Annotated in this window: 16 protein-coding genes; all 16 read left to right on the top strand. The window is 37.2% G+C overall.

All coding sequences use genetic code 11. The features are described 5' to 3' along the window. Window positions 1–10: 10 nt before the first annotated feature. The 16 genes from ACP3VS_RS00235 (at window position 11) to ACP3VS_RS00160 (ending at window position 12,706) form a co-directional block, all read left to right on the top strand. On the top strand, window positions 11–1,033 hold the full coding sequence (locus ACP3VS_RS00235; protein WP_051889623.1) for a DnaD domain protein: 1,023 nt from the start codon (window positions 11–13) through the stop codon (window positions 1,031–1,033). A gap of 191 nt (window positions 1,034–1,224) precedes the next feature. After that, complete coding sequence (locus ACP3VS_RS00230; protein WP_230586133.1) at window positions 1,225–1,644, top strand: hypothetical protein; 420 nt, start codon at window positions 1,225–1,227, stop codon at window positions 1,642–1,644. A 796-nt stretch (window positions 1,645–2,440) separates the two neighbouring features. After that, the gene (locus tag ACP3VS_RS00225) at window positions 2,441–2,899 is read left to right on the top strand and encodes a phage tail terminator family protein (RefSeq protein WP_426388277.1); all 459 of its coding nucleotides are present in this window, start codon (window positions 2,441–2,443) and stop codon (window positions 2,897–2,899) included. Then, window positions 2,871–3,083 (top strand): hypothetical protein, encoded by a 213-nt coding sequence (locus ACP3VS_RS00220; RefSeq protein WP_243432659.1) that lies wholly within the window; start codon window positions 2,871–2,873, stop codon window positions 3,081–3,083. Before ACP3VS_RS00225 ends, ACP3VS_RS00220 begins: the two co-directional genes overlap by 29 nt. 1 nt (window position 3,084) lies before the next feature. Beyond that, entirely contained in the window at window positions 3,085–4,407 is a 1,323-nt protein-coding gene (locus tag ACP3VS_RS00215; protein ID WP_036167574.1) for a phage tail sheath family protein, read from the top strand. 15 nt (window positions 4,408–4,422) lie between these two features. Further along, on the top strand, window positions 4,423–4,938 hold the full coding sequence (locus tag ACP3VS_RS00210) for a phage tail tube protein (protein ID WP_012293472.1): 516 nt from the start codon (window positions 4,423–4,425) through the stop codon (window positions 4,936–4,938). A gap of 60 nt (window positions 4,939–4,998) precedes the next feature. Next, entirely contained in the window at window positions 4,999–5,433 is a 435-nt protein-coding gene (locus tag ACP3VS_RS00205) for a phage tail assembly chaperone (protein WP_012293473.1), read from the top strand. Window positions 5,434–5,462: 29 nt separating this feature from the next. Further along, on the top strand, window positions 5,463–5,627 hold the full coding sequence (locus ACP3VS_RS00200) for a hypothetical protein (RefSeq protein WP_008174525.1): 165 nt from the start codon (window positions 5,463–5,465) through the stop codon (window positions 5,625–5,627). Between the two features lie 214 nt (window positions 5,628–5,841). Beyond that, complete coding sequence (locus ACP3VS_RS00195) at window positions 5,842–7,764, top strand: hypothetical protein (RefSeq protein WP_012293474.1); 1,923 nt, start codon at window positions 5,842–5,844, stop codon at window positions 7,762–7,764. Then, window positions 7,757–8,437 (top strand): LysM peptidoglycan-binding domain-containing protein, encoded by a 681-nt coding sequence (locus ACP3VS_RS00190; RefSeq protein ID WP_426388276.1) that lies wholly within the window; start codon window positions 7,757–7,759, stop codon window positions 8,435–8,437. Before ACP3VS_RS00195 ends, ACP3VS_RS00190 begins: the two co-directional genes overlap by 8 nt. Next, a complete protein-coding gene (locus ACP3VS_RS00185) occupies window positions 8,430–9,392 on the top strand; it encodes an XkdQ/YqbQ family protein (protein WP_426388275.1) in 963 nt (320 codons plus the stop codon). Before ACP3VS_RS00190 ends, ACP3VS_RS00185 begins: the two co-directional genes overlap by 8 nt. Window position 9,393: 1 nt before the next feature. Then, window positions 9,394–9,708: a DUF2577 domain-containing protein gene (locus ACP3VS_RS00180; protein ID WP_012293477.1), complete on the top strand. Its 315-nt coding sequence runs from the start codon at window positions 9,394–9,396 to the stop codon at window positions 9,706–9,708. Further along, window positions 9,708–10,112, top strand: a complete 405-nt coding sequence (locus tag ACP3VS_RS00175; RefSeq protein ID WP_426388274.1) for a DUF2634 domain-containing protein — start codon at window positions 9,708–9,710, stop codon at window positions 10,110–10,112. Before ACP3VS_RS00180 ends, ACP3VS_RS00175 begins: the two co-directional genes overlap by 1 nt. Continuing rightward, window positions 10,112–11,197 carry a baseplate J/gp47 family protein gene (locus tag ACP3VS_RS00170; RefSeq protein ID WP_012293479.1) on the top strand — a complete coding sequence of 362 codons (1,086 nt, stop codon included), beginning with the start codon at window positions 10,112–10,114 and terminating at the stop codon, window positions 11,195–11,197. Before ACP3VS_RS00175 ends, ACP3VS_RS00170 begins: the two co-directional genes overlap by 1 nt. Further along, entirely contained in the window at window positions 11,190–11,738 is a 549-nt protein-coding gene (locus ACP3VS_RS00165; protein WP_012293480.1) for a putative phage tail protein, read from the top strand. The genes ACP3VS_RS00170 and ACP3VS_RS00165 overlap by 8 nt, the downstream gene beginning before the upstream one ends. Then, on the top strand, window positions 11,738–12,706 hold the full coding sequence (locus tag ACP3VS_RS00160) for a hypothetical protein (RefSeq protein ID WP_289449293.1): 969 nt from the start codon (window positions 11,738–11,740) through the stop codon (window positions 12,704–12,706). Before ACP3VS_RS00165 ends, ACP3VS_RS00160 begins: the two co-directional genes overlap by 1 nt. Window positions 12,707–12,712: the final 6 nt, after the last annotated feature.

The raw sequence follows: 12,712 nt of genomic DNA, 5'->3' as shown, positions 1-12,712 counted from the left end.
GCGAACGCAAATGGCTAAATTTAGGCATGTACACACAACATTTTGGGATGATGGCTTTGTATTAGATCTTACACCAGAGGAGAAATACTTCTATCTATATTTGATGACAAACGGTAACACAACTCAATGTGGCATTTACGAATTACCATATAGAGTCATAGAAATGCATACCGGCTATAACCGTGAAACTGTACAAAAATTATTACAAAGATTCTTTGAATACGGGAAAATCTCTTACAACGAATTAACAAAGGAAATCATGTTGATTAACTGGGCGAAATACAACTTTATCAATTCTCCTAAAGTCAAAAAATGTATCGAAAAAGAGCTTCTTGCCGTTAAACATATCCCTTTTGTTAGGAGCTATGTTACTTCATTAGAACAGTTAGGATACAGTATCGATACCGTATGTATATGGTTAAATAAGCTGAATGAGCAAAAAGAGTCTAATGATAGTAATAATAAAGATTCGATACCCTATCCATACCCTATCGATAGACCTTCTAAAGACTGTAGGGAAGAAGAAAAACAACAAGAAAAAATAAAAGAAAAAGAAAAAGAAACAACAGAGTGTGAAGATAGTCAGTCGACAGTCACTAACGAACAATTAATTTTTTTAACTAAATTCTATGATGAAAACATCCAAAAAGCTTCTAGTTATATTTGCGAATGTATAGAACATATGGCATGTGAAAATAATCCAGTCCTTGTTTATGAGGCTATGAAAATTGCGGTGCTACAGCAACCAAACAAACCAATTCAGTATATAGAGCGTATTTTAGTAAACTGGCGAACAGATTTAATAACGAATGATGGGCAACTAAAGGCTAAGGAACAAAGGGAGATAAACAAGAGACAGCAATCCTTCCCTTATTCTTATCAAAAGTCTCTTGGCCGAAGAGAAATAGTGCCAGAATGGTTTGATAAGCGTAATGATAAAGTAGAGCACCCAATACCATCTACTGAATCTAATAACAGCGCGATAGATTTTGAGGCCGAGAGACAAAAAGTTTTAGAAATGCTTGGCAAATAAAAATGTGAGCCATTGCTAATAAATGTAATTTCGTAAGTTTGGTGGTCAAGGATGAACTAGCACTTAAAAATCAAAAGGGGATTTTGAGGATGGGTGGTTGATATTTATTTAGCACAAGGGTAAGTACTTAACGGTTAATGACGGAATGATAGAGCAGAGAGAATTGAAAAGATACATAGGAGGGCAAAGCTATGATAATAGAGAAAATACCACTAAATCGTTACCAACTAGACAAGGCAATTAAAAAGTACAATGACAATATGCGTAAGTACATGAGAATGAAGGAAGAATTAGAATCATTGACAGCTGTGGCTTCTACAACCAAGTATGGCTTTGAGGCAGCAATGCCAAAAGCTATTGGAAGAGCGAGTGACCCAGTTCATGCACATGTTCAGATGAGGGCTTTACGTGAGGAGCGTATAAACAAGATTAAAGATGAGCTACTATTAGTTCAAAATTTAGCTGACAAGGTTACAGGCGACCTTGAACTGGAAGTCCTTTTCTGGTTACTAGAGGGTATGCCATTTCGCTGGATTGGAGCAAATCTGAATATGAGTCATACTAGTGTACAACGTGTGCGTGAAAGAATTTTAGATATGATGCTGAAGTAACCTAAGGGTTACTTCTTTTTTTATAATCCTTTAAATAATTTGCTCAAGAAATCCATTTCGTATCGGTTGTTTAATACTCGTATTCACTGAAGTGCGAGTACAAAGCTTTACTAGACAAAAATACATATTAAAACACAAGGGAATTCTAAAACAAATAGAAGATTCTATACCTCCAAAAGTTCTTGATTAAATCTAAAGGTAGAAGAATTGCTTGGTAAGATTTTTTTACTTGCCAAATGTTCCAAGTGTGACAGATGTTCCAAACGTTCCAAATATATCATTTTAAGTAACTGATAGTGTAAACTTGGAAGTAGGACGACGAGGTAAGGATTTCCCCTTTTGAAATTTATAACATCATAAATTAACAAGAGTGAGACCGTCGACCGATCAATATGTCCCATAAGCTTGGGTGAGGCATAAATAAGCTGTTTTATTTTTTAGAGATTAGTTATCGGATCTCCAGGAATATAACAGGCAAAAGAGGGAGTGGTTTCAGTTGAAAGATTTGTAAAACAAAGCTAAGTGGGCAAGGGTAGTAGCTATAGACATCTCATCAGTTCCATAAGAACAAAACGTATTCTAAGCAATCAATTGCAAAGGAGACTATGCGAAATGGTTCACATTCAAGTAAAAGTAAAATGACGCTTTCCTATTCGGTATAAGGGAAGGCGTTTTTTAGTTGGAGAAGAAAAAACGATTCACAAATCAAGGTTGGATCGATTGGATGAGCTGAAGCTTAAATAATCAAAACACCTGAGCTCATATTTACTAACGAATTTGTTGAAGGAGGCTTTGGATGGAAATTTATGATATTCAAAATGCTTTATCTATTAAGCTTCACGACGCTTTCGGAGCGGAATATAAAAAATATATAGATGAAGTGCCGCAGGAGTTTCATACGCCTGCTTTTTTAATTCAGTTTTTGAGCTTAGAGCATATCCGACAAATAGGTGGTCGATGGAAAGTAACAGCAAAGTTTAATGTAAAGTACTTCCCTGAAAATGGCATATCTGAGGCGGCTAATATGACTTTGAAGGTTCAACAAGTAATAAAAGAAATAACGCTGTTAAATGGTTCACTACTGCTTGGTACCGGAGCAACTAGCGAAGTTATTGAAGGCATTGGCAATAATTTTATTCAATTTAATTTCTTCTTACAAGAAAATGAAGAAAATACTTTTATGGGGTCATTAGATCATTATATGCACAAAGAAGAGGTGGTTTCATTTGGCAAAAGCAATTCAGAAGAAGGTTGAGTTGAAGGAAAGCAAAAAGGTAATTTTTTCAAAATTACCTGAATTTACAAAAGATCAACTTTTAAAAAGTCAAAAATATTTATATCGCCGTGATGCATTAAACGCATTACTAGATTCAAGTAAAACTTATTCATTCGCTCAAGTGGATGAAATATTAAAGAAATTCGATAAGGGAGGTAATTAATATGGCGTTAGGTGGAGGAGTATTTTTATCACAAAACAAAGTATTACCAGGAAAATATCACAATTTTATTAGCGCTACTCGTGCATTTGTAAATCTAAGCAATCGTGGTTATGTTGGTTTGCCAATTGCACTTGACTGGGGCGTAGATGGTGAAGTATTTGCTGTAACACAAGAGGATTTACGAAAGGATTCACGCAAAATTTTTGGTTATGAATATATGGACTCAAAAATGAAAGGTATCCGTGATGTATTTAAAAATGCGGTCACGGTTTATTTTTACAAACTTGCGGTGGATGCAGAGGCAGCGACAAATGATTTTGCAACAGCTAAGTACAAAGGTGCTCGAGGGAATGATATTACGATTGTCATTCAGGCAAATGTTGATGAGCCATCGAAATTCGATGTTAAAACATTACTTGCTAATGTGTTAGTAGACGAGCAAATGGCAGTAGCGACTGCTACAGACTTAATCGCCAATGATTTTGTCGTGTTTAAACCGAATGCACCTCTAGCTGTTACAGCTGGTACAGCATTAGCTGGAGGATCCAATGGCTTAGCTATTACTGGAGGTGCACATCAAGAGGCACTAGACGCTTTAGAAGCATACGGGTTCAATATTCTAGGCTGCTTGTCCTCCGAAGGTTCAATTAAATCGCTGTATGTTGAATATACAAAGCGTATTCGTGACCAAATCGGTGGTAAATTCCAACTTGTAGGTCATAAACTTGGCAGTACTAACCATGAAGGTATTATTGATGTACAAAACGATACTATCGGACCGGAAGAAGAAGTATTTGGTGCCGTATATTGGGTGTCTGGTGCTCAAGCTGGGGTAGCTGTCAATAAATCAAATACTAATAAAAAATACGAGGGTGAATTTACACTTGATATGTCTGAAACAAAGACACAGTCACATCTCTCAACTTTATTAAAGGCTGGCAAATATTTGTTACATCGTGTTGGTGATGAAATTCGTGTACTTGAAGATGTGAATACCTTTACTTCATTTTCGGATGATAAGAACGAGGACTTCAGCTTGAATCAAGTCATTCGTGTACTTGATCAGCTTGCGATTGATACAGCTCAATTATTTAATACTCGTTATTTAGGTCAGGTGCCAAATGATCAAGATGGTCGCATTTCCTTATGGAATGACATTGGTAGTCATCGAATGGAAATGCAACGTATTCGAGCTATCCAAAATTACAACAAGGATGAACTAACGGTAGCACAAGGTAATTCAAAGAAAGCTGTTGTAGTAAATGAAGTCGTGATTCCTACGGTTGCGATGTCACAACTTTACATTACAACAACAGTAGCATAAAGGGAGGGCAAACAGATGAAATCAAACAAAACATTAATTCCAATGAATTTACAGTATTTTGCGGATGCTACAATGCATGCTCGCAATGCCATTCATGGTGCTCAAGGTCGAGCATACGTGACGGTTGAAGGAAGTCGTTATTTATTTGCTCAATTAATTAATTTAGAAGCTCGTATGGATAAAACTAAAACGCAAGTTCCTATTATGGGGCGTGTAGCTAAAGGTAATAAGGCTACTGGAGCAGAATATACAGGCAGTGCTACATTCCACTTTAATACGTCAATATTCCGTAAGTTATTAAAGCGATACAAAGACACTGGGCAGGATATTTATTTTGATATCCAAGTGACTAACGAAGATGGGTCAGCGTCGGTAGGTCGTCAAACAACGATTCTGGTTGATTGTAATATGGATGGAGGTATCATCGCTGCATTAGATGCAGATGCGGAGTACTTAGAGGATTCTATTGATTTCACCTTCGAGGATTGGGATATGCCAGAAGAATTTACAACATTACAAGAAATGCTATAAAACGAGAGCTCATGATGTGGGCTCTTTTAAATATAAATAAAAAGGATATGGTGATTAATTATGTCAAACTTAACTGCATTTTTTGCACACAATAAAAAGCAAAATGAAAACATTAAGCATGCTATTTCAAAGAAATTCGTGGATGAACAAGGGAATCCAATTGAATGGGAGTTCGCGCCAATTTCGCCAGAACGAGACGAGGAATTAAAATCTGAATCTACTAAGCGTTCTATGATTATGCAAGGAAAGCGTAAGGGGCAGTATAATACTGATTTTGATCATTTTAAATACCAACGTTTATTAACTATTGAATCTATTGTATATCCTAATTTAAACGATAAAGAGCTACAGGATTCTTATGGTGTGATGGGGGCTGATGCTTTACTTGGTAAGATGCTGACAATTGGTGAAATTGCAGATGCCTCAGCGGTAGCACAGGAAGTTAATGGGTATCAAGCGGAACTAGAGGATATGGTTGAAGAAATAAAAAACTAATAGACGACGGTGATGGTGAAGCTAATATAATGCATTGGTGGGTGCATAAAATGCGTCGTCTTCCGTCTGAATATGTATCGCTATCCTTGGCGGATAAAGCTTGTATTATAGCGTCTCTACGGATTAAAATCGAGGAAGATAAGAAGCAAGAACGCGAGGCAAAACGAGGGTCTAAAAAAGGTAGAAAGCGTTAATAAGTAGCAAATTAGCCTACAGGGCTATCATTTATTTAATTTATGTCAATTTTGGAGTCTTGCAAATTCAACTATGCTGGAAAATTGAGTTGGAAACAATAGAAAACACATAGCTCTACTTAAGTTTAGGAAGAGTTAAAGTTTAAATTATTAAACAATAGCCATAAAAGCATCCTTCTCAAAGGATGCTTTTTTTATAAAGAGGTGAGAGTTCATGGCTACAATCCGTACGGCAATTCAAATTGATGATCGTTTAAGTAAACCAATTAAAGCCATGCATAATATGGTTTCCAGAATGGTTAATCAGTTGGAAGCTATGCATGCCGCTTCTGGGCAAATGATGGATATCTCTAGTGTTCAACTAGCTCAAAGAGAATTAGCTAAAACTGCTGAGCAATTTAACAGAGTTGAAATCGAAATTCGAAAAACTGATCACACCCTACAAAGTTTTAGCAACAATATTAGGGATGGTACTACAGCAGTTGGTGGATTATTAACTAAAATCAAGGAGATAGCAGGTAAATATTTAGATTTTCAAGTAGTTGGGAGAGTACTCTTGTCCAATGAAAATAACACCACATCAGGGTTAAATTTAATCAACAATGGTTTACAAACAACCGAGCAACCTTTAACACAAGCAATGGGAAGTGGAAACCTTCAAGGCCAGGATTTAAATAATGCATTTCAGTCTACGTCAAATGGTGTCCAAAATACTACGAATTACCTTAATGCTTTAATTGAGAAAATACGAGAAATAGCAAGTAGTGGTAAAATTTCTATGGCCGAGATAAGGAAAGCTGTCCTTGGTTTGGCTTTTGAGGGAATATTCGATGGGATTGTAAAAAACGATCTTTTTAAGGAGCTCGTGCAAAATGCAGCTAATGCTATGGAGAAATTATCTTCAATTGTCTCGAGTACATTGAGTTTTTTTATACCCGATGGAAGTTTAAAAGATAGTTGGTCGTTTATAGTTCCTATAATAAGTACTGTTGCAGCAGCAATGTTGGTATACGAGTCTGCTTTACTACTAGTAAAAGCAGCAGAAATAGCCAGTACGATTTGGACTGGTCTAAGAACGCTTGCGATTGGATTATTAACGGCAACTACATGGACGAGTGTCTCTGCAACATCAGCCGCAACGGCTGCAGCATGGGGCTTAAATGCAGCGATAGCAGCCAATCCTATATTTATTTTAGTAATAGCCATTGTAATTCTTATTGGTCTTTTCTATTTAGCAGTAGCGGCTTTCAATTATTTTGCTGGGACATCGATTAGTGCTACAGGAATAATAGCTGGGGCATTCATGGTGTTAGGATCAATGATTTATAATGTAATCGCCTATATGTGGAATATGTGGGCCTCTTATGTGGAATTTTTTGTGAATGTATGGAAAAACCCAATGTATTCGGTAAAGAAATTATTTTATAATCTAGCAACTAATATGTTAGATTTAATTATTTCAATGATTAGTGGATGGGATGGATTTGCTACAAGCTTTGTTAATGCTATTGTTGACGCAGTTAACTTTGCGATACAAGCTTGGAATTGGTTTGTGAAGCTATTACCAGAGAATATTTCATCTTCCGTAGGTTTAAAAGTGGGTACAGAGTATAGTCACCGAGAGTCCATTACAAGTGATCTAAAGGGTCTTAGAGGAATTTTGGATAACTGGGTTGGCGAAGCTCCTGATGATTATTGGGAAGCGCCCAAAATGGAATTTAAAGAATTAAGTAAGTCTTGGGATAAAGGATACAATTGGGGGGCCAATCTATTTCAATCAGGTGAAGAAAAAAGCAACAATATTAAAGATGATAAGATAAAAAATGACATTGAAAATGCGCTAGCGTTAGGTGACAAACTCGATAAAGGTAATGAGTTAGGTAAGAAAACAGCGGACAATACTGAGAAGGCAACGGAAGGTATTAAAATAATGAATGAGGATTTAAAGTATCTCCGTGATATAGCTGAACGTGAAGCAATCAATCGTTATACGACGGCAGAAATCAAAGTAGATATGAAAAATGAAAACCGAATTAGCAGTGAACTAGATATTGATGGCATTATTGATAGATTTGGTCAACGTGTTGAAGAAGTTTCAGGAATGCTAGCAGAAGGGGGTTCAATCGAAGATGTATAATTTTTTTCTAGATGGCTTACAGTTTCCTATCGCACCTTCCGAACTCACTTTGAAGATTAATGGCAGAAACGAAACAGTAGTGTTAATGAATGAGGGAGAAGTAAATGTAATAAAAAAAACAGGACTAACGAATATAGATTTTGAGGTATTACTGCCCAACGTCAACTACCCATTTGCTGTTTATCCAAATGGTTTTCAACCAGCTTCATTTTACCTTAGTAAACTAAAAAAATTAAAAATCTCTGACAAACCTTTTCGATTTCTCGTAAATCGTATGCTGCCTACAGGTAATTTATTATTTGACACAAACATGACTGTATCAATTGAGGATTATGAGATTAAGGAATCAGCCGATAATGGCTTTGATGTTATTGTACGAATCCAGTTAAAGCAATACAGGGAGTACGGCAATAAAAAAATCTACTTGAAACCAGCTACAAATAATAATGCAGGAAGTACAGCAAAGACCGCATCGAAAGCTGTAGTAGAGCAGAAGCGGCCAACTACAGGAAAAGAAACCCCAAAAACACATACTGTTAAAGCAGGAGAAACATTGTGGGCTATTGCTAAGAAGTACTTAGGTGATGGCTCTAAATACACCGAAATAGCAAAAATTAATAATATTAGCAATCCAAACGTAATTAAACCAGGGCAGGTGATAAAACTTGGCTAAATCAAAACTTTGTATCATGAGTAAGGCGCAACTATACGAATGTGCCGTAGAGGAAGGTATAGTGTGGGAAACACATCGAAAAGGCACTCCAGGAAAACTGACATTCAATGTAATTAAGGATGGTATGCTTAGCTTTCATGAGGGGGATGCAGTTACTTTCGAATATGACGGACACAAGATTTTCAAAGGTTTTGTCTTTACCAAGAAACGTTCGAATAACAGAATCATTACGGTTACTTGTTACGATCAACTTCGCTACTTTAAAAATAAAGATACCTATAGGTATGAGAATAAAACAGCTGCTCAAGTACTTAAAATAATTGCAAAGGACTTTAAGCTAAAGACCGGTACTATAGACGATACAAAGTATGTAATACCTTGTATGGTTGAAGATAATCAAGAACTGTTCACGGTTATGTCTAATGCCTTGGCTGAAACGACTCTTAATACTCAAAGGCTATTTGTGCTCTATGATGACTTTGGAGCTTTGAATTTACGTGAAGCTAAGGCGCTTCAAACCGATTTACTGATAGATGAAGAATCAGGTGAAACGTTTGAATATACTTCATCCATTGATGAAAACACGTATAACAAAATCAAGTTAGTACGTGAAAATAAAGAAACAGGTGAACGTGCTACTTACATGGCCGAAAGTGAAAGCAGGATGTCCGATTGGGGTGTTCTTCAGTTAACAGATAAGTTCGATGAAGGGGTAAATGGCAAGGCTAAAGCAGAAAGCATGCTTAAGTTTTATAATCGTAAATCGAGAAAGCTACACATTAATAAAGTATTCGGTAATCCAATTGTACGTGGTGGTAGTCAGGTAGCAGTACTCTTGTATGTTGGTGACTTATCAGTGGCTAATTTCATGATGGTTGAAAGTGTGAGGCATACCTTCAAAGAATCTAATTATAGTATGGATTTAACGCTGATTGGCGGTGATTTCATTGCGTAGTATGGAGGATATTTTAAAAGAAATTCAAAAACTTGTGTTGGGAGTTCTGAATGCCCAAAAGCTCGCTACGGTTATTTATGGCAATGTATTAAGAGTAGATCCACTAGAAGTTCAAATTGATCAGAAATTGACTTTAAAAGAAGAACAATTGAAGCTCACCCGTGCTGTAATGGACTATGAAGTAGAGATGGGTGTAGATGGTGGACCGGAGCAGATATATAAAATCTATAACGGCTTAAATACGGGTGACAAGGTGACGATGATCCGCGTGCACGGTGGTCAACAATACTTAATCATAGACAAAGAGGTGATTTGATGATTCCACAGGCCATAAACGATGGACTGACATTCGATTTTGAGGAAGAAATTGAACCTTCTAAGACATTTAAAATAAATAACGAATTAGATCGCTGTTATGGCGCCATTGATGAACTAGAGGCCATGAAACAAGCGATTTTTTTTATGCTTAATATCGAGCGTTACGATCATTTAATTTATAGTTGGAACACAGGTTTTGAAACCAATGATTTAATTGGCCAACCAACAGTATATGTTGCCAGCGAAGTAAAACAACGCATTCAAGAGGCTTTATTACAAGATGACCGCATTACGAATGTTGATTCATTTGAAGTAACAACCACTAAAAATAAAGTGCACGTTCAATACGTAGCCCACACCATTTTTGGTGAAATCACTGCAGAGAAAGAGGTGGATTATTAATGGTAGCAATTTTTGATTTAAATACTTCCTATGAGGATTTATTAGTTCAGAAACTTTCTAATGTACCAGCACAGGATAAACGAGAGACATCGTTGATTTATCAGGCAACAGCAGCCAATACTGCCGAGACAGCTCAAATTCTTTTTACATTGCTAAACTACGAAAATCAAATGTTCGCAGATACGGCCTCACGACAGAATTTAATAAGGCGGGCAGCTGAACGGGGACTTAGTCCAACGCCTGCAACGAAAGCTATACGCAAAGGAGTATTCAATATCGATGTTCCCTTAGGTGCACGTTTTTCGCAGGAAGAATGCAACTACGTAGTCCTTGAAAAAATCGAAAAAGGTATTTTTAAGCTGGAGTGTGAAACCGTAGGTGAGATTGGAAATTTCGAGACAGGACAGCTTATACCGATTGATTACATTGCAGGTCTTGAGACAGCACAGTTAACGGATTTGTTAATTCCAGGAGAGAACGAAGAAGATACAGAAGCTTTTAGATCGCGTTATTTCAATAGCTTTGAAAGTATTTCGTTTGGAGGGAACCGCGCCGATTACAAAGAGCGAGTTGGAAATATACCAGGGGTTGGAGGTGCACGTATCTACCGAGCAAAATATGGAGGTGGCACTGTTGGCGTTACGATTATTGATTCTACTTTTTCGAAACCATCCAATGAATTAGTGGGGTTAGTACAACAGTTGATGGATCCATTAGATGCGCAAGGTGACGGAGTTGGCCTTGCTCCTATTGATCACAACGTTACTATTTCGGCTGTCAATGAAACAACAGTAAATATCATATCAACAATTACCCTGCAATCTGGTTGGTTTTTTGAGGATGTAGAGAATGCTATCCAAGAGGTAATTGATGGATACTTTAAGGAGCTCGCAGAACTTTGGGCGTCGGCAGTTACAAAACAAGAAGATGAAGCAGGGCTGATTATTCGTATAAGCCAAATTGAAACACGTATTCTTGGTATTAATGGAGTCATCGATATAGCTAACACAATATTAAATGGTAAGGCAAGCAACCTGGAACTTGATAAAGAAGCAATACCAAAGAGGGGGACTATAAGTGGCTAGAAAAGTGGATGTTTTAAGCTACCTCCCTCCTATCCTTCACGAAATCAAGGAACTTCAAAAGATTGCATCACTTGAAAATCCATCATTAGAGCGAGTATGGGAACTAACGGAATCGTTATTTAATAATCAATTTATCCTTGCCCTAGATGAAAGTGGTGCCCATCGTTATGAGAGAATGCTTGGTTTAATTACTAATGAATCAGAAACACTTGAAACACGTCGTTTTCGCATTTTATCACGGTATCAAGAACAAGCACCGTATAGTTTTCCCGTTCTGAAACAGCTACTTGATAGCTTACTAGGGGAGGGAAAGTACGAGCTTACTCGCAGTACATCTGAAAAGTGGGTACGTGTAAAGCTGGAGTTAACCGTGTCTCGAGAATTTGAAATTGTAGAGGTATTACTAGAGCGAGTAACTCCACAAAACATGTTGGTGTATGTGGAAATTAGATACATCCAACATAGTGCACTGGCGCGCTTTACACACGCTCAATTGGCCGCCTATACACATAAACAACTGAGAGAGGAAGTGTTATCGTAATGTCTACTGACACTGTTAATTATGGTTTTAAAAAGGATAATGAAGATGAGTTTTATAATGTAAATGTGGTTAACGCCAATCTAGATAAGATTGATACAGAAATGAAACGAATTGAGGATACAATTCCAACTGTCAGCCCTACTGATTCTGTTAAATGGCTTGGAACTGTTGCAGGGACAGCGAATGCATTAACGGTTACTCATGCAGCGATAACAAGTTATAGTGATGGCCTAGGTGTATCTTTTGCAACTAATGCTAATAGTTCCGCAGCCACAACCTTAAATATTAATAGCTTGGGTGCTATTCCTATTAAGAAAGCGAATGGTACAGTAGTAACGAATTTAAAAGTTGGTGGTGTCTACACGCTACGTTATAGAGGTTCGGCTTTTATCTTACAGGGTGAAGGGGGGGCAGGAAGCGCACAACCTAGCGAGGTGCTATCAGGTAAAACATTCACTAATGATAATGGTGATGCTACGGGGACGATGCCCGATAAAACAGGGACGGTTATTGTTCCGACTACTAATGATTTAGTAATACCCGAGGGCTATTATAAAAACGCTAAAGTTCAAGGCGTATTCATTGTACCTTTACAAGCCCCTCAATATGACGGTTCAACTAATTTTTCAGTATTCTACAATCCTAACTTTAGTGGTACTACTTCAACAACCTATTTCCCAATGACGAGAAAGACATGGTTAGGCGGGTCAGGGATTATTGAAATAAGCTTCTCTATGTACTCATATGGAAGTGCGGGACTTATTAAAGCAAGAATCTATATTAATGGTCAACCGAGAGGAATCGAGAGAAGTTTGAACAGTACAAACTCACAAACATTTACAGAAAACTTCAATATCAATAAAGGCGATTTTATTGAGTGGATGCTAATGAAAGTCGATTCGGCTCCTCTATCAGCTAACATGGTATCTGAAAGAATTCAAATAAAAGGATTTACAATGGTAAGTTAAAGGAGG

The organism is Lysinibacillus sp. VIII_CA (assembly GCF_049943995.1).
Classification (GTDB): Bacteria; Bacillota; Bacilli; order Bacillales_A; family Planococcaceae; genus Lysinibacillus; species Lysinibacillus pinottii.
This window is presented reverse-complemented; position numbering and strand designations above follow the sequence as displayed.

Bases quoted from the DNA above. Each gene is read 5' to 3' on its own strand.
- ACP3VS_RS00205 (WP_012293473.1), top strand. From the start codon at position 4,999: ATGTCAAACTTAACTGCATTTTTTGCACACAATAAAAAGCAAAATGAA.
- ACP3VS_RS00235 (WP_051889623.1), top strand. From the start codon at position 11: ATGGCTAAATTTAGGCATGTACACACAACATTTTGGGATGATGGCTTT.
- ACP3VS_RS00200 (WP_008174525.1), top strand. From the start codon at position 5,463: ATGCATTGGTGGGTGCATAAAATGCGTCGTCTTCCGTCTGAATATGTA.
- ACP3VS_RS00195 (WP_012293474.1), top strand. From the start codon at position 5,842: ATGGCTACAATCCGTACGGCAATTCAAATTGATGATCGTTTAAGTAAA.
- ACP3VS_RS00210 (WP_012293472.1), top strand. From the start codon at position 4,423: ATGAAATCAAACAAAACATTAATTCCAATGAATTTACAGTATTTTGCG.
- ACP3VS_RS00230 (WP_230586133.1), top strand. From the start codon at position 1,225: ATGATAATAGAGAAAATACCACTAAATCGTTACCAACTAGACAAGGCA.
- ACP3VS_RS00215 (WP_036167574.1), top strand. From the start codon at position 3,085: ATGGCGTTAGGTGGAGGAGTATTTTTATCACAAAACAAAGTATTACCA.
- ACP3VS_RS00190 (WP_426388276.1), top strand. From the start codon at position 7,757: ATGTATAATTTTTTTCTAGATGGCTTACAGTTTCCTATCGCACCTTCC.
- ACP3VS_RS00160 (WP_289449293.1), top strand. From the start codon at position 11,738: ATGTCTACTGACACTGTTAATTATGGTTTTAAAAAGGATAATGAAGAT.
- ACP3VS_RS00170 (WP_012293479.1), top strand. From the start codon at position 10,112: ATGGTAGCAATTTTTGATTTAAATACTTCCTATGAGGATTTATTAGTT.
- ACP3VS_RS00175 (WP_426388274.1), top strand. From the start codon at position 9,708: ATGATTCCACAGGCCATAAACGATGGACTGACATTCGATTTTGAGGAA.
- ACP3VS_RS00180 (WP_012293477.1), top strand. From the start codon at position 9,394: ATGGAGGATATTTTAAAAGAAATTCAAAAACTTGTGTTGGGAGTTCTG.
- ACP3VS_RS00225 (WP_426388277.1), top strand. From the start codon at position 2,441: ATGGAAATTTATGATATTCAAAATGCTTTATCTATTAAGCTTCACGAC.